At 41.9% G+C, this 15437-nt stretch carries 16 protein-coding genes; 11 read left to right on the top strand and 5 right to left on the bottom strand.

The genetic code is table 11. The annotated features are described in order from the left end of the window. Positions 1 to 43 precede the first annotated feature (43 nt). The 5 genes from rpoD (at position 44) to ACFPA1_RS15845 (ending at position 5218) form a co-directional block, all read left to right on the top strand. Positions 44 to 1186, top strand: coding sequence for an RNA polymerase sigma factor RpoD (gene rpoD, locus ACFPA1_RS15865; RefSeq protein WP_213144825.1), 1143 nt, complete (start codon positions 44 to 46; stop codon positions 1184 to 1186). A gap of 428 nt (positions 1187 to 1614) precedes the next feature. Continuing rightward, a complete protein-coding gene (locus tag ACFPA1_RS15860) occupies positions 1615 to 2754 on the top strand; it encodes an acyl-CoA dehydrogenase (protein WP_213144826.1) in 1140 nt (379 codons plus the stop codon). 191 nt (positions 2755 to 2945) lie between these two features. Then, a complete protein-coding gene (gene cccA, locus ACFPA1_RS15855) occupies positions 2946 to 3314 on the top strand; it encodes a cytochrome c550 (RefSeq protein ID WP_213120150.1) in 369 nt (122 codons plus the stop codon). Positions 3315 to 3393: 79 nt separating this feature from the next. Further along, entirely contained in the window at positions 3394 to 4116 is a 723-nt protein-coding gene (locus ACFPA1_RS15850; protein WP_378584076.1) for a tRNA (adenine(22)-N(1))-methyltransferase, read from the top strand. Then, positions 4103 to 5218, top strand: coding sequence for a Nif3-like dinuclear metal center hexameric protein (locus tag ACFPA1_RS15845; protein ID WP_213144828.1), 1116 nt, complete (start codon positions 4103 to 4105; stop codon positions 5216 to 5218). The genes ACFPA1_RS15850 and ACFPA1_RS15845 overlap by 14 nt, the downstream gene beginning before the upstream one ends. Positions 5219 to 5248: 30 nt before the next feature. Here ACFPA1_RS15845 and ACFPA1_RS15840 read toward each other — a convergent pair whose 3' ends face one another. After that, on the bottom strand, positions 5249 to 6193 hold the full coding sequence (locus tag ACFPA1_RS15840; protein WP_213144829.1) for a 4-hydroxy-3-methylbut-2-enyl diphosphate reductase: 945 nt from the start codon (positions 6191 to 6193) through the stop codon (positions 5249 to 5251). A 131-nt stretch (positions 6194 to 6324) separates the two neighbouring features. Next, complete coding sequence (gene vrrA, locus ACFPA1_RS15835) at positions 6325 to 7068, bottom strand: VrrA/YqfQ family protein (protein ID WP_378584075.1); 744 nt, start codon at positions 7066 to 7068, stop codon at positions 6325 to 6327. A gap of 342 nt (positions 7069 to 7410) precedes the next feature. Here vrrA and ACFPA1_RS15830 point away from each other — a divergent pair, with 342 nt between their 5' ends. Both ACFPA1_RS15830 and ACFPA1_RS15825 read left to right on the top strand, forming a co-directional pair. Further along, the gene (locus tag ACFPA1_RS15830; protein WP_213144831.1) at positions 7411 to 8724 is read left to right on the top strand and encodes a DEAD/DEAH box helicase; all 1314 of its coding nucleotides are present in this window, start codon (positions 7411 to 7413) and stop codon (positions 8722 to 8724) included. A gap of 17 nt (positions 8725 to 8741) precedes the next feature. Beyond that, entirely contained in the window at positions 8742 to 9635 is an 894-nt protein-coding gene (locus tag ACFPA1_RS15825; RefSeq protein ID WP_378584073.1) for a deoxyribonuclease IV, read from the top strand. A gap of 682 nt (positions 9636 to 10317) precedes the next feature. Here ACFPA1_RS15825 and ACFPA1_RS15820 read toward each other — a convergent pair. Then, positions 10318 to 10575 carry a DUF2624 domain-containing protein gene (locus tag ACFPA1_RS15820; RefSeq protein WP_213144833.1) on the bottom strand — a complete coding sequence of 86 codons (258 nt, stop codon included), beginning with the start codon at positions 10573 to 10575 and terminating at the stop codon, positions 10318 to 10320. A gap of 179 nt (positions 10576 to 10754) precedes the next feature. On the opposite strand from ACFPA1_RS15820, the gene ACFPA1_RS15815 reads away from it, so the two are divergent. From ACFPA1_RS15815 to ACFPA1_RS15805, 3 genes are read left to right on the top strand one after another with little or no spacing between them, the layout of a single operon-like run. Next, complete coding sequence (locus tag ACFPA1_RS15815) at positions 10755 to 11522, top strand: metal ABC transporter ATP-binding protein (protein ID WP_378584072.1); 768 nt, start codon at positions 10755 to 10757, stop codon at positions 11520 to 11522. Between the two features lies 1 nt (position 11523). Next, on the top strand, positions 11524 to 12363 hold the full coding sequence (locus tag ACFPA1_RS15810) for a metal ABC transporter permease (protein WP_213144835.1): 840 nt from the start codon (positions 11524 to 11526) through the stop codon (positions 12361 to 12363). Positions 12364 to 12379: 16 nt separating this feature from the next. Next, complete coding sequence (locus ACFPA1_RS15805; protein ID WP_213145292.1) at positions 12380 to 12790, top strand: Fur family transcriptional regulator; 411 nt, start codon at positions 12380 to 12382, stop codon at positions 12788 to 12790. A 57-nt stretch (positions 12791 to 12847) separates the two neighbouring features. Here the strand turns inward: ACFPA1_RS15805 and ACFPA1_RS15800 are convergent, their stop codons facing one another. After that, complete coding sequence (locus ACFPA1_RS15800) at positions 12848 to 13450, bottom strand: 5' nucleotidase, NT5C type (protein WP_378584070.1); 603 nt, start codon at positions 13448 to 13450, stop codon at positions 12848 to 12850. A 370-nt stretch (positions 13451 to 13820) separates the two neighbouring features. Between ACFPA1_RS15800 and ACFPA1_RS15795 the strand changes: the two genes are divergently transcribed. Then, positions 13821 to 14180, top strand: coding sequence for a DUF4190 domain-containing protein (locus ACFPA1_RS15795; protein WP_213145293.1), 360 nt, complete (start codon positions 13821 to 13823; stop codon positions 14178 to 14180). A gap of 54 nt (positions 14181 to 14234) precedes the next feature. On the opposite strand, the gene ispG is transcribed toward ACFPA1_RS15795, so the two are convergent. Beyond that, a complete protein-coding gene (gene ispG, locus ACFPA1_RS15790) occupies positions 14235 to 15335 on the bottom strand; it encodes a flavodoxin-dependent (E)-4-hydroxy-3-methylbut-2-enyl-diphosphate synthase (RefSeq protein ID WP_213145294.1) in 1101 nt (366 codons plus the stop codon). Positions 15336 to 15437: the final 102 nt, after the last annotated feature.

Below are 15437 nucleotides of genomic sequence, written 5' to 3'. Positions count from 1 at the left end.
AGTAATTTAGTGTGTTTGATTAATTGAAGGAGGGGACCCCCGTATGGCTGCTGAAAAATCAGCACGTGCAAGCGAGGTCGAGAATGAATTGACCCTTGAGCAAGTGAAAGACCAGTTAACCGCATTGGGTAAAAAAGTTGGTGTCCTTGCCTATGATGATATTGCCGAGAAAATGGCAAATTTCGACGTGGAATCCGATCAGATGGATGAGTTTTACGAATTCCTTGGAGACCAGGGAATTGAATTAGTTGGTGATAGTGATGATGAGGACGATGATGATCCAAGCATCAAGGCGCTATCAAAAGATGATGATAGCGATGAATTTGATTTAAATGATCTCAGTGTACCTCCAGGTGTAAAAATCAACGACCCTGTTCGTATGTACCTAAAGGAAATTGGCCGGGTTGATTTGCTCTCTGCTGAAGAAGAAATTAACTTAGCCCACCGCATTGAACAAGGTGATGAAGAAGCAAAGCGGCGACTTGCTGAAGCAAACCTCCGTCTTGTTGTTAGTATTGCAAAACGCTATGTTGGCCGTGGCATGCTGTTCCTTGACCTTATCCAGGAAGGAAATATGGGTCTTATCAAAGCGGTTGAAAAATTTGATTATCGTAAAGGCTTTAAATTTAGTACATATGCCACATGGTGGATTCGCCAAGCGATTACCCGCGCCATTGCCGATCAGGCGAGAACAATCCGGATACCAGTGCATATGGTAGAGACAATTAACAAGCTTATTCGTGTTCAGCGTCAGTTGCTGCAGGATTTAGGCCGCGAACCAACTCCGGAAGAAATTGCCGAAGATATGGACCTGACACCTGATAAGGTAAGGGAAATTTTAAAAATTGCCCAGGAACCTGTCTCACTTGAAACACCAATTGGTGAAGAAGATGACTCACATCTTGGAGATTTCATCGAGGATCAGGATGCTACATCCCCTTCAGAGCATGCTGCTTACGAGTTATTAAAGGAGCAGCTTGAAGATGTTCTCGATACCCTGACGGACCGGGAAGAAAATGTTCTTCGCCTTCGTTTTGGGCTGGATGACGGCCGTACCCGCACCCTCGAAGAGGTCGGCAAGGTTTTTGGTGTCACCCGCGAGCGAATCCGGCAGATTGAAGCAAAAGCATTAAGGAAACTGCGTCACCCAAGCCGCAGCAAACGCCTTAAAGATTTCTTGGAATAGGGCTCAAAAGATAGTTTACTTCTTACAAGAAGTAAACTATTTTTTTTAGCTAATAAGAAAGTATAAATTCAACTACGCCTCTGTCTTCGTCCTAACGGACTCGCCAATCGGCGAGTTTTCATTTATTTTTTTGAAAGCACTTTCTCTTTGTTCTCTATTTTACTGAATTGTCTCTCATTTTGCAAATAGGCCAATTGGTGTTTTCTCCCAAATACCAGCTTAATTATTATCGTAAAAAAGGTGAACTAAAGTCAATTTTTCCTATTCATATAAGGTATGTAGTGCTAAATACCCTACCTGAATGGGTTTATCATCCCATACTCAGATAATATTATATTTTCTAAAATTTATTAAAGTTGAGAATTGTCAGGTGAAAAGAATATAATATATTTGTAAGCGTATACATAGGTGATTAGGGGGAGATGGACTTGAACTTTGACTTAACATCTGAACAACAAATGATTAAAAAGACAATTCGCCAGTTTGCAGAAGAAGAGGTTGCGCCAGATGCAATAGAACGTGACAGAACAAAACAGTTTCCGACAGATGTGTTTAAAAAAATGGCAGAAATGGGAATGATGGGACTTCCCTTCCCGGAGGAATACGGCGGGGGAGGGGCAGACACCGTTAGTTTTGCGATTGTGGTGGAAGAGTTAAGCAGAGTTTGCGGTTCAACAGGCATCACTTATTCAGCGCATATTTCCTTAGGGGGCGCTCCTTTAAACTTATTTGGTACAGAAGAGCAAAAGCAAACCTATTTAAGACCCATTTGCACAGGCGAATCGTTAGGTGCCTTTGGATTGACAGAGCCAAATGCCGGATCCGATGCCGGAGGAACTAAAACAACCGCAAAAGAAACGGGTGGCCAGTTTGTCATCAACGGAAATAAATGTTTCATCACGAATGCCAGTTATGCCAAGCATTTGGCACTAACGGCTGTAACGAATGAAACAAACGGTAAAAAAGAAATCAGTGCCATCATTGTTCCAACAAATACAGCTGGATTTACAGTTATTGATAATTACGAAAAAATGGGCTTAAATTCCTCCAATACAACTGAGCTTGTCTTAGAGGATGTCAAAGTACCTGTGGAAAACCTGCTGGGAAAACGAGGCGAGGGTTTTAAGCAATTTTTAATTACCCTTGATGGCGGCAGAATTGGAATCGGCGCCATGGCTGTCGGGATTGCTCAGGGTGCTTACGAGAAAGCGCTAGCCTATGCTAAGGAAAGAAAACAGTTTGGCAAATCAATTTCAACTTTCCAAGCTATTCAATTTAAGCTGGCTGACATGGCAATGAAAATTGAGCTGGCCCGCAATATGGTCTATAAGGCTGCTTGGTTAAAGGATCAAGGAAGAACATTTTCAAAGGAAGCAGCAATGTGTAAATTATACGCATCCGAAATATGTATGGAAGTTACCAGCCAAGCAGTCCAAATTCACGGCGGCTATGGCTATATGAAAGAATATCATGTGGAGCGAATGATGCGTGATGCAAAGCTCCTGGAAATAGGCGAAGGAACCTCCGAAGTTCAGCGAATGGTAATTTCAAGATTAATTGGTTGTTAAAAAATATATTGGGAAATATAACAAAGAGGCTGAAATAAATAATTATTTTAGCCTCTTTGCTCTTTTTTTAAAAGATTATAGTGATAAAATAACATTAGGGCTTTTCCTTCTGTTCATTTTCAAGTAAAATAGTAGTTGTTTGTAGGCGGTTTTATTTATTTACAGATGTTTATACATAGGGAGGTAAAATTATGAAAAAGAATCCGGTAATTCCTTACATTCTCATCATGGTTTTTGGGATTGTCCTTATGTTCACTTTGTCTTTTAAAGGACTAGGGGATAGTAAGGAGCTTGCTGCTGAGAAAGGTGAAGGCAAAGGCAGTGAGAAAACAGAAGTGGCTGCATCCAAGCCAGAAGACATTTATAAAACAACTTGTATTGGCTGTCACGGCGATCAATACCAAGGGGTTGTAGGTCCTCCGTTAAAAGGTGTTGGCGACAAGCTTTCTAAAGAAGAACTTAAAAACATCGTGACTCACGGTAAAGGCTCCATGCCTGCAGGTCTTGTTCCCGAGGATAAAGCTGCTGCAATGGCAGATTGGTTATCGAAACTTAAATAATTTGACAAAAGGTCCTTTGCATCTGTAAAGGACCTTTTATATTATTAAGGCATACATATTGAAAAGCAGGTGTGTTAATTTGAATGCAGAAAAATTATCAATGCGTTTGACGGCTGTTGCGAAATACGTTCCAAAAGAGGCAAGATTAGCAGATATTGGTTCTGATCATGCTTATCTGCCTAGTTACTTGGTAAAAAACGCTGGCATTACGTTTGCCGTTGCCGGTGAAGTAGCGAAAGGTCCATACCAATCTGCAAAAAGCAATGTAATGGCAGAAGGACTGTCAGATAGAATTTCAGTCAGGATGGGAGACGGCCTCGAGGTTATCGAATCTGGTGAAATAGATTGCATTACGATTGCCGGCATGGGTGGCGCATTGATTGCCAGTATTTTAGAAAATGGAAAAGAAAAGCTGGAAACCGTCAAGAGGCTTGTGTTACAGCCAAACATTAGCGCCATTTCTATCCGATTATGGTTTTTGGAAAATGAATGGGAGTTGATTGCCGAAGAAATTCTTGAGGAAGACGGCAAAACCTATGAGATTTTAGTTGCTGAAAAAGGTAATGCAAAACGCCCTTATCAAAAGAATAAAATGGAGATGGAGCTGTTAATGGGACCATTTCTTATTCAGAACCAAAATGAGATCTTTAAGAAAAAATGGCTGTCTGAAAGCAGCAATTGGGAAAGAGTTAAAAAACAGTTAGAAAACGCTGCTGCGACCCCTGAAACAGTTGAGAAAAGAAAGGAAATAGAAGATAAGCTAAAACTTGTGGAGGTGGCATTGAAAATTGAAAAAAGCTAATGGTCATGAAATTATTCAGCTGTTTGAAAAATTTGCGCCAAAGAGCCTGGCAATGGAAGGAGATAAAATCGGCCTGCAAATTGGCCGCCTTAATCAAAAGGTAGAACGGGTAATGATTGCCTTGGACGTTCTTGATTCCGTCATTGATGAGGCCATTGAAAAAAAGGTTCAGCTTATTATTGCTCATCACCCGCCGATTTTCCGGCCACTAAAAAATATTATTACTGATACTGTTCAAGGGCAGATCATTGAGAAATTACTCAAACATGATATCGCCGTATACGCGGCCCATACCAACCTAGATGTGGCCAAGGGCGGGGTAAATGATTGGCTGGCTGAAGCTTTAGGGTTGGAGGATGCTGAGGTTTTAGTTCCAACTTTTGATACAAAACTAAAGAAATTAGTGGTGTTTGTGCCTGTCAGTCATGCTGATGAACTAAGACACGCGCTAGGGAACGCCGGTGCAGGTTTTATTGGCAGCTATAGCCATTGCTCATTTACGGCAAACGGTACTGGCCGATTTTTGCCGGGGGAGGATACGAATCCTTTTATCGGTAAGCCTGGGGAGCCAGAAACGGTCGAAGAGGTTCGGATTGAAACGATTGTCCCTGAGCCTATCTTAAAAAAGGTAATCACCGCTATGATTAAAGCTCATCCATATGAGGAAGTGGCCTATGATGTTTATCCGCTTGAAAATAAAGGAGAGGTACTTGGGCTAGGCAGAATTGGAAAGATCCCGGAAATGACGTTAGAGGAGTTTGCCGAAAAGGTAAAAGTGGCTCTTGAGGTGGACAGGGTCCGCGTGGTGGGCGATATGCAGGCAAGAGTGAAGAAGGCCGCCGTATTAGGTGGAGATGGAAATAAATATTATTCCCATGCCAAATTTAAAGGGGCCGATGTTTATGTGACAGGTGATATTTATTATCACACTGCTCATGATGCGATGATGGATGGCTTGAATATGATTGACCCAGGACATAATGTTGAAAAGGTCATGAAAAAAGGCCTGACCAAAACGTTGCAGACATTATGCCAGGAAGCAGGCTATGAAGTGGAGATTTTTCCTTCACAAATTCATACTGATCCCTTTCAATTCATATAAGAATAGGCTGACATATGTCAGCCTACTCACTTAGCTCTCTTTTTTTACCTTCGGCAAGATTTTTGCCAATGGAACGTTTTTCTTGCGTTCCCATGTAGCTTCGTTATTTGGATCGAATTGTTCAAGGAACGCAATGACTTCCTTCGTAATTGGTGTCGGAGTTGATGCACCCGCAGTAACAGCCACGTTTTTGGCGTCCTTAATCCAATCGATGTCAAGTTCTGTAATATCAGCAATCCTATATGCTGTTGTACCAGCAATTTCCTCAGAAACCTGAGCAAGGCGATTAGAATTGTTGCTTTTTGGATCACCGACGACAATAGTGACATCCGCTTGTTTTGCCTGCTCGGCAACAGCTTCCTGACGGATTTGGGTGGCATGGCAAATCTCATTAAATACCTCGACATGAGGATATTTTTCTTTTACCTTTTCCATCGTATCGAAAACGTCCCATTGGCTCATGGTTGTTTGGTTAGTGACAATGAGTTTATCATAATCGAGATTCAATGCTTCGACATCAGCGGGTGTTTCCACGAGGTGGACCATGCCAGGTGCCACTCCAAGTGCCCCTTCGGGCTCTGGATGCCCTTTTTTGCCGATGTAAATCGTTTGGTATCCTTCCCTGGCCTTTTCTTCAATAAGGTCGTGTGTCCTGGTTACATCCGGGCAGGTTGCGTCAATGGCGACTAGCCCTTTCTTTTTCGCAAGTTCCCTTACCTCTGGCGAGATACCGTGGGCTGTGAAAATAACAGTCCCTTTGTCAACTTTCTCTAAGATATCAAGACGATTCTTGCCGTCAAGGGTGATAATTCCTTCTTCTTCAAAGGCATCTGTAACATGTTTATTGTGAACAATCATCCCCAAAATGTAGATGGGACGGGGCAGCGTTTTATCTAATGCAGCATTCCTCGCAATGACCATGGCATCAACAACACCATAACAATAACCACGCGGCGAAATTTTAACGATTTGCATATATAAAGTCCTCCAAAAGGAAAAATTTTTAATAGATTATATGTCCATTATATAAAACTAATAGATATATTACAAAGAGACATTTTTCCTGCCCAAAATAGTAAAGAATGCCGGAGGCCGGCATTCTTAAGTTAAATATATAATTTTGGTATCGAGGTTCCTTTTGTGTGCTGTCTCTTTTCCGGCGCACTGGTCTTGTGTGTTCTTTTTCTGCTGCTTTCCCTGTCGGAACTGGTTTGCTGGGTTCCTTTTCGACTCGTTTTTTTAGATGAAGTTTTGGTTGTTCGATTTGTTGATGTTAAGCGGCTGCTAGAGGATTCTTCCCCTGACTGCTTTTTCTTTTCACTCGATTCTTCCTTACCTGAATCAGAGCTTTTTAAGCCGCGATATAACTTCCATAAGGCTGGCAGGTTTCTCACTAATGGACCATACTGCTGGATCATTGGGCCGATTGTCTGGGCCGTCTTTATAACCTGTTGAGTATTGTTAAGAATACTTGATAGTCCACCCGGGTTAGACAAGGATTGAAGCAATCCGCCGCCGCCTCCTGCGGCTCTGCCGGCACCCTGCATCCCCATAAGGCTGCCCGGTCCACCGCCGCCCATCATTCCGCCTGGTCCGCCCATGCGGTTTCCTCCGCCGAAAAGCCTAGAGAGTAATCCGCCGCCTCTGCCCATTTGTTGTCCGCCCATTCCGCCAAAGGGATTTCCTTGCGGGCCCATCATTGGATTTCTTCCACCGCCCATCAGTCCACCGCCGGGTCTCATCATTTGATTTCCCCCGCCGAATAAACCGCCCGGTCTGCCCATCATTTGTCCACCGCCGCCAAACGGTCCCATTCCCCCTGGCATTGGGAATCTAGGTCCTGGTTGCATACCATAAAACCTCCTCTCGTTTTTCAGCACATGAAGACACCGTTTTCCCATAAAAAAGAAATTATAAAAGGAAAAAGTGCGGATGGGGAAAACTCTTGAACATGTGCGGAATTTCCACTTTTACCCTCTTGAATTACAATATGCATACACCTTGTTTTTGTTTAGGTATTATACTCAGAATCAAATGAAATTTATGGTTTTAAAAGCTGCAGGAAAGTAAAAGATGATAATAACTGGTGATTTACCTTGAACTCTACTATAATTACTTGATGGACGCGAAAATCGCAGGTCTCCCGATCATTTGACTTAAAAATAAGATATTTTTATATAAGGAGTACGTAAATGAAAGAAACTAAATTTGAACGTTTTGATTTTCAAGGCTTTATTAATGAGGCGCTGAACAAGCTGGGCTTCACTCAACCGACGGAAATTCAGGAACGAATGATTCCGTTGGTATTAAAAGGGGAAAGTGCGATTGGCCAATCACAAACCGGAACGGGAAAAACATTTGCCTATGTGCTGCCAATCCTTGATAAGGTGGATGCTTCGAGACAAGAGGTCCAAGCAGTCATCACAGCACCTACCAGAGAGCTTGCCAGCCAGATTTATCAACAAATTTTAAAAATTACTGAGCATTGTCCCTCTGAGAAAACAATTACCGCCAAATTATTTACAGGCGGAACAGACAAGCAGCGGACCATCGAGAAATTAAAAATACAGCCTCATATTGTTGTCGGAACGCCTAGCAGAATTAACGACCTTGTAAAGGAACAGGCGCTATTAGTACATACAGCCCGGATTCTTGTCGTCGATGAAGCGGATATGATGCTGGACATGGGCTTTATTGAGGATGTTGACCGTGTTGCGTCAAGGCTGCCGGAAGACCTGCAAATGTATGTTTTTTCCGCCACCATTCCGGAAAAATTAAAGCCTTTTCTGAAAAAATACATGGAGAATCCAAAAAACATTCAGATTGAACCGACAAGGAAGGCAGCTGAAAACCTGGAGCATTATTTGCTTCCATCAAGACACCGCGATAAGAAGGGGCTTGTTCATGATACTCTTATCGCCTGCAATCCCTATTTAGCCATTGTATTTACAAATACGAAAAAAATGGCTGATGAGGTGGCGGATTATTTATATCAAAAAGGCTTGAAGGTTGGACGAGTCCACGGAGATTTAACTCCAAGAGAACGAAAAAAAATGATGAAGCAGATTCAAGATTTGGAATTTCAATATATTGTTGCGACAGATCTGGCTTCAAGGGGAATTGATATTGAAGGGGTAAGCCATGTCATAAACTATGAAATTCCTTCTGACTTGGATTTTTATATTCACAGGGTTGGCAGAACCGCTAGAGCAGGAAATGCCGGGATTGCCTTAACGATTTATGATTTATCAGATGAAGATGCTTTAATTCGTCTTGAAAAGATGGGCATTCAATTTAAGAATGTTGACTTGAAAAATAACGAATTTGTTGAACTAGAAGGTCGAAACCGCCGGAAAACACGAGTAAAGCCAGAGGATGAGATTGACCATCGTGTAAAGGCTGTCATTAAAAAGCCGAAAAAGGTAAAACCAGGGTATAAAAAGAAAATGCAAACAGAAATAGAGAATATCAAGAAGCGGCAGCGCAGATTAGATAAGAAGAAATAAGAGAGGGAGAGGAAATAATGTTAAAAATAGGGTCGCACGTTTCAATGAGCGGCAAAGAAATGCTTCTCGCTGCAAGTAAGGAGGCCATTTCTTACGGTGCCAACACCTTTATGATTTATACGGGAGCCCCGCAAAACACTAGAAGGAAAAAAATCGAGGATTTAAATATTGAGGCGGGAAGAAGACATATGGAGGAGAATGGAATTTCCGAAATAGTTGTCCACGCTCCCTATATTATCAATATTGGAAATACCTCCAATCCGGATACATTTGAATTGGGTGTCCGGTTCTTACGGTCGGAAATCGAACGGACAGAAGCCCTCGGAGCCAAGCAAATAGTCCTTCACCCAGGTGCTCACGTCGGTGCCGGTGAGGAGGCTGGGATTAAAAAGATTATCGAGGGTCTTAATGAAGTGCTAACCGGAAAAGAACAGGTTCAAATCGCTTTAGAAACAATGGCGGGAAAAGGTTCGGAGTGCGGGAAATCATTCGAGGAACTTGCGACGATAATCAATGGTGTCAACTATAATGAAAAACTTTCAGTATGCTTTGACACATGCCATACCCACGATGCCGGCTATAATATCATCGAGGATTTTGATGGTGTTTTAAATGTGTTTGATAAAATTATTGGGGTAGATAAATTAAAGGTGCTCCATATCAATGACAGCAAAAATGCATCAGGAACAAGAAAAGACCGTCATGAAAACATCGGATTTGGCCATATTGGATTTAAGGCACTAAACTATATTGTTCATCATCCGCAATTGATGGATGTACCGAAAATCCTTGAAACTCCGTTTGTCGGTGAAGACAAAAACAATAAAAAGGCGCCATATCGCCACGAAATCGCCATGCTTCGCGAGCAGACGTTTGAAGAGGATTTACTGAATAAAATAATGCAGTCTTAAATTCCAAACAAAAAAGCTGTGCAGATGCGTACAGCTTTTTTATTTAAATCTTTTGATTGTCTCTGCAACTAGGCCTGTTAATTTCCGCTCCGGGCACTCGCTTTCCGCGGGGAGGTCCTGGAGCCTCCTCGGCGCTATTGCGCCTGTGGGGTCTCCAGTGACCTCTATATCCCGCAGGAGTCGAGTGCCCTCCGCTCCAATCAACAGGGAGGCAATACAACCTAAAGTATTGCAACACACTTGTTTCTAACCTGGCTGGCTATGTGTGTTGCAATTTTTTTATTTTGGCAGGCTTTTTTCAATTAGATAAGGAACAAACGAACAATGCCTAAGTTATATATCATTTGAAAAATAATATTAAAAGTCATGCCTGTAGTGTTGGTTAAGACAACAGAACACCACTTTTATTATTATTTATTGTAAAAATCGAGGTCTTTATTAATACACCTGTTGATTGGCGTGGAAGGCACGAAGACTCCTGCGGGAGTACGGGGCAGGGGAGACCCCGCAGGAGCTTTAGCGACGAGGAGGCTCCCCGCAACGCCCGCGGAAAGCGAAGTGCCTGGAGCGCCAATCAACAGACCTGTTAAAAAGCCTATATATTTACATTATTATAATAAACAAAATAAAAGGCTATCGAATGATTTTCGACAGCCTGTTCTGTGCAAATCCGCAATGCTTTTCATTTTTTTACTAATTCTGCAAAAAGTTTATTGACCTCCCGGGCTGTTTGCGGGCCGGCGGATTTGGCAATTTCCCTTACCAATTGGGCACGCTGGAGGTCATCAAAAATATTAATATTTTTTCCTCTTAAGTATTCGGCTATTTTTTTTGCCTGACTGCGGGTTATGGCTATATTAAATTGGTTTGCATATTTTAGCAGTTCATCGGCAGTGATGGTATTTATTTTATGATTGATAATACTTTCAAAAATCTTCACCTTAATCACTCCTCCATGCTAATTTATGAAAAAGCGGCTGGAGTGTGACAGTGACTTATAAAGGCGGTTAAATAAGACATTCGCGAATTGCTCTGCTTTACAAACACAAAATAACTATTGTATACTACATAAAGTTAAATCGGAATGATTCTTAAAATTAAAGTGAGAGTGCGAAATCTATGCAATCAATTATTGATATTAAACAGCTGTCCTATCGATATGAAAAGGACATCGTTCTTGAAAACATCAATTTATCCGTGGAAAAGGGTGCGTTTCTCGCCATTGTCGGCCCCAATGGTTCTGGAAAATCAACACTATTAAAGTTAGTTTTGGGATTATTAAAGCTGCAAAAGGGAGAAATTTACCTATTTGGCCAAGAAATCAATAAATTTAAAAATTGGGACAAAATCGGTTACGTTTCCCAAAAAGCCAACTCCTTTAACACGGGTTTCCCGGCGACCGTATATGAGGTAGTGGCAAGCGGGTTAACAAAAAAGCTGGGCCTGTTGTCTTTTTTCAAAAAGGAGCACTCGGAAAAAGTATTAGCCTCATTGGATGCAGTAGGGATGAAAAAATTTAAAGACCGAAATATTGGCGAGCTTTCAGGCGGGCAGCAGCAGCGGGTATTTATAGCTAGAGCCTTGGTGAGTGAGCCAGAGCTGTTGATACTTGACGAACCAACCGTTGGGGTTGATGCAGAGAACATAAAGGCTTTTTATGAAATGCTTGATGTGTTAAATAAAAATAAGGCGATTACATTGGTGATGGTCACACATGACATCGGGACCGTTTCCGATAAGGTATCCCATGTAGCCTGTTTAAATAAGCATTTGCATTTTCACGGACTGACAAATGAATTTGAGCAGATGAGAATGGAAGACCTGTCATCATTCTATGGACATGATGTGCAATTGCTAACTCATCATCATGAACACGGAGGCGTATAGTATGATTCAAGGGATTTTACATTATGAATTTTTACAAAACGCCTTCTTAACTGGAATGTTAATTGGCATTCTAGCTCCATTATTGGGAGTATTTATTGTGGTTAGAAGATTGTCTTTGATTGCCGATGCGCTTAGCCATGTAACTTTGGCAGGGATTGCGGCAAGTCTGTTGCTTGAGCGCTATGTTACCGCACTTACGGGCCTGAATCCATTGTATATGGGCATGGTTTTTTCGGTTGGCGGGGCCTTATTTATTGAAAAGCTAAGAGGAGTCTACAAGCACTATCAAGAGCTGGCGATTCCGATTATTCTTTCCGGAGGAATCGGGCTGGGGGTTATATTTATATCTCTTGCCAAAGGCTTTAATACAGATTTGTTCAGTTATTTATTTGGTAGTGTATCAGCCGTCAGCCGTACCGACCTTTGGGTGATTCTGGTAATCGGTATTGCAGTGGTACTGGCTGTGGTTCTCTTGTATAAAGAGCTGTTTTTATTGTCTTTTGATGAGGAATACGCCAAGGCTTCCGGTATTGCAGCAAAAAGCATCCATTTCATTTTCATTATTTTAGTGGCGCTGGTCATAGCAGCTTCAATGAGAATTGTTGGAATCCTGTTGGTTTCTTCGTTAATGACACTTCCTGTTGCAGCAAGTATCCGAATTGCCAAAGGGTTTAGGCAGGCTATTATTTTATCGGTTATCTTCGGTGAAGCTTCGGTGCTTGGCGGGCTGAGCCTTGCTTATTATTTGGACTTGGCTCCAGGTGGAACAATTGTCATGCTCTCTGTATTGATATTAATATTGGCGATATTTTATAAAAAAATCTTGGTGAATAAAGCATAAGCGAGGTGTGTAAATGATGAATGTACAAGAAGCACTTCAATTTTTAAAGGAAAATGGATTTAAGCAGACAGGAAAAAGGGAAGATATGCTTCAATTGTTTGCTGAAAGCGATAAATATTTAACAGCAAAAGATGTTTTAGATCTATTGAAGGATGATTACCCGGGCTTAAGTTTTGATACTATTTACCGTAACCTTTCCCTTTTTGTTAACATGGGGATACTAGAGATGACGGAGTTGTCAGGCGAAAAACATTTTCGTTTTTCCTGCTCGCACACCCATCATCACCATCATTTTATTTGCTTAAGCTGCGGCAAGTCGAAAGAAATTGAAACATGTCCGATGGAGGGCCTCAGTGCAAATTTAAAAGGCTACGACATCTCCGGGCATAAATTCGAAATATATGGCCGCTGTCCGGATTGTGTATAATAAAAAAGCTGACCCATGAGCGGAGTGACTGCTCATTTGGGACAGCTTTTTTTATTTTTATTTCATTGACCCAGCCATTTCTCGTATATTTTCCTGCTTCCTAAGCCAGTTCTCTACCCAAATGGCTGCTTCTGCCCAGTCATTGACCCGGATGACACCTTGTGGAATGGGCTCTTGATTATAGGGAGTATCAAATAAAATGACCGGAATTCCGCATTCTTCATGAAGGGCAACGGCGTTGTCGTGTTTATCCTCAAAAAAGAGATCCACTTTCAGATTTTTAGCCGTTTCTACCTTGTCATGAGAGCCAATCAGTTCGATGTGATGAAAGGTTAATCCATGCGCTGAAAACCAATTTTCGGTCACCTCGAGCAGATGCGGTCCTCGGGCACTGATAAAAAACAATTCATGTTCATTTTTCCATTTATTTAATATCGGCTTTACGCCTTTAGCAAGTGGAGAACCTTCATATATAATCGGCTCATTTTCTGAAAACCAATGGGCAAATACTTTTTCATCCACTTTCACAAAAGGAGTTAAATCGTATTGGGTGATGTCCTCATAAGCAATGTTCATCCCAAATGCCTTGTTTATAAAAGGCAATAACGATGTAGGGCAGGTAACTGTTCCATCAATATCAATTCCAAATCTTTTTTTCATTTTTAAATTCACCTTCTGTTGTTTCCTCAGTTCTATTTTTATTTTACCAAAGACCGTGAACTGTTTGGCATGAAATATTTTGCGGAATTGAAATAACTAACTAGTTAAGACAATCATTGTCATAGTAAAAAGGCTTTAATGACAAACAATAATAAATGCTCCTACATTGAAAGTGAGGGATTAAAGGATGGCAGATGAACGCGACACGAAGGTGCAAGAAGCTCTTCGTGGCCCAATTATCGGTGAAGATATACCAAATTCTCCATCGGATTATCGTGAGGCCACAACTTCCGAAATCGCAACACCTGTAACAACCCAAGCTTCCAAATATAATGAGGAAACTGCAGATGAATTTGGAGCGTCTGTCCCAATGAGGGTATCTTTAAAGAAAGATGATCCGCCAATTGGGGCATCCGTGCCAATCCGTTCTTCCTATAATGAAGAAACTGCTGCCGAAATCGCGGCCCCCGTACCTATTATAAGAGGCAGGGAAAAAGACGATATTGGTGATAATGGTCGAGGACGTGCGGTCGGCGGTGCCGGACTAGGGACTGTCGCACTGGTCCTTTCCATTTTATCCTTGTTCGTAATGCCAATCCTGTTTGGTGCAGCAGGAATTATTCTGGGATTTGTTGCTAGGCGCCGCGGCTCCGAAGGGCTTGGAGCGTGGGCTATTGGGATTGGAGCGGTATCGATTATCATCGGAATCTTTATTCTTCCGTTCTTTTAACATAGGAGCAAAGAAAAGAGGCTGTCTTTCGGGACGGCCTCTTGTGATGTTTACCTATTTGTTTACCTTTTCTTCTGCTTCCTTCTTGCGGAAATATTCTTCGGCAAGCTGGTCAATTTCCTTTTTGAGTTCTTCGACCATTTGTGATTCTGGCACCTTCCGGACAATCTCGCCTTTTCTAAACAATAGACCTTCACCACGGGCACCGGCAATTCCGATGTCTGCTTCACGAGCTTCACCAGGTCCATTTACCGCGCAGCCTAGAACTGAAACCTTGATAGGTGCTTTAATATGGGAGATATATTCCTCTACCTCATTGGCGATGCTGATCAGGTCTATTTCAATGCGCCCGCAGGTAGGGCAGGAAATTAAGGTAGCAGCATTGGAGGAAAGGTGGAATACCTTCAAAAGCTCACGAGCTACTTTAACCTCTTCAACTGGGTCTGCACTTAATGAAACCCTTACCGTATTACCAATACCTTTGCTGATAATTGCACCTAATCCGGCTGCACTTTTAATGGTTCCGGAGAAAAGTGTTCCGGATTCGGTTATCCCAAGATGCAATGGATAATCGAAGGTGCGGGCAGCTTTTTCATATGCTTCAATAGCCAAATTGACATCAGAAGCCTTCATTGAAACGATAATATCGTGGAAGTCCAAGTCCTCTAGAATTTTGATATGATGGAGGGCGCTTTCGACCATTCCATCAGCGGTTGGGTAGCCGTATTTATCAAGAATTCGTTTTTCCAATGACCCCGCATTTACACCGATCCGGATTGGAATTCCTTTTTCTTTAGCGGCTTTTACTACCGCTTCAACCTTTTCTTTTCTGCCGATATTTCCAGGATTGATCCTGATTTTATCAGCGCCGCCTTCAATCGCCTTTAGTGCCAATTTATAATCGAAGTGGATATCAACAACAAGTGGAATGTTGATTCTTTTTTTGATTTCAGGAATGGCATTTGCAGCCCTTTCATCTGGGCATGCGACCCGGACAATTTGGCAACCTGCTTCCTCAAGACGTTTGATTTCGGCAACAGTAGCCTCTACATCATGGGTTTTAGTGGTTGTCATACTTTGAATGATAATTTCATTATTGCCGCCGATGGTTAAATTGCCAACCTTGATCGGCCGTGTTTTCGTACGATGTATAATTTCACTCACGTGGAATTCGCTCCTTTAGCTGGATTCGAATATAGAATTAAAAACAATTCACCTTTTATTGTATCAGCCTGCATCTAATTTTGACAAGAATAA

Origin of the sequence: Neobacillus sp. GCM10023253 (genome assembly GCF_042653105.1) — a bacterium.
GTDB classification, from domain to species: domain Bacteria; phylum Bacillota; class Bacilli; order Bacillales; family Cytobacillaceae; genus Neobacillus; species Neobacillus citreus.
The sequence above is the reverse complement of the archived record's forward strand: the minus strand, read 5'-3'. Positions and strand labels throughout refer to the sequence as shown.

What these genes read in the sequence shown, in the direction of transcription:
- rpoD (WP_213144825.1), top strand. Translation starts at nt 44, where the DNA reads ATGGCTGCTGAAAAATCAGCACGTGCAAGCGAGGTCGAGAATGAATTG.
- cccA (WP_213120150.1), top strand. Translation starts at nt 2,946, where the DNA reads ATGAAAAAGAATCCGGTAATTCCTTACATTCTCATCATGGTTTTTGGG.
- ACFPA1_RS15840 (WP_213144829.1), bottom strand. Translation starts at nt 6,193, where the DNA reads ATGCAAATCGTTAAAATTTCGCCGCGTGGTTATTGTTATGGTGTTGTT.
- vrrA (WP_378584075.1), bottom strand. Translation starts at nt 7,068, where the DNA reads ATGCAACCAGGACCTAGATTCCCAATGCCAGGGGGAATGGGACCGTTT.
- ACFPA1_RS15830 (WP_213144831.1), top strand. Translation starts at nt 7,411, where the DNA reads ATGAAAGAAACTAAATTTGAACGTTTTGATTTTCAAGGCTTTATTAAT.
- ACFPA1_RS15825 (WP_378584073.1), top strand. Translation starts at nt 8,742, where the DNA reads ATGTTAAAAATAGGGTCGCACGTTTCAATGAGCGGCAAAGAAATGCTT.
- ACFPA1_RS15815 (WP_378584072.1), top strand. Translation starts at nt 10,755, where the DNA reads ATGCAATCAATTATTGATATTAAACAGCTGTCCTATCGATATGAAAAG.
- ACFPA1_RS15810 (WP_213144835.1), top strand. Translation starts at nt 11,524, where the DNA reads ATGATTCAAGGGATTTTACATTATGAATTTTTACAAAACGCCTTCTTA.
- ACFPA1_RS15805 (WP_213145292.1), top strand. Translation starts at nt 12,380, where the DNA reads ATGAATGTACAAGAAGCACTTCAATTTTTAAAGGAAAATGGATTTAAG.
- ACFPA1_RS15800 (WP_378584070.1), bottom strand. Translation starts at nt 13,450, where the DNA reads ATGAAAAAAAGATTTGGAATTGATATTGATGGAACAGTTACCTGCCCT.
- ACFPA1_RS15795 (WP_213145293.1), top strand. Translation starts at nt 13,821, where the DNA reads ATGAGGGTATCTTTAAAGAAAGATGATCCGCCAATTGGGGCATCCGTG.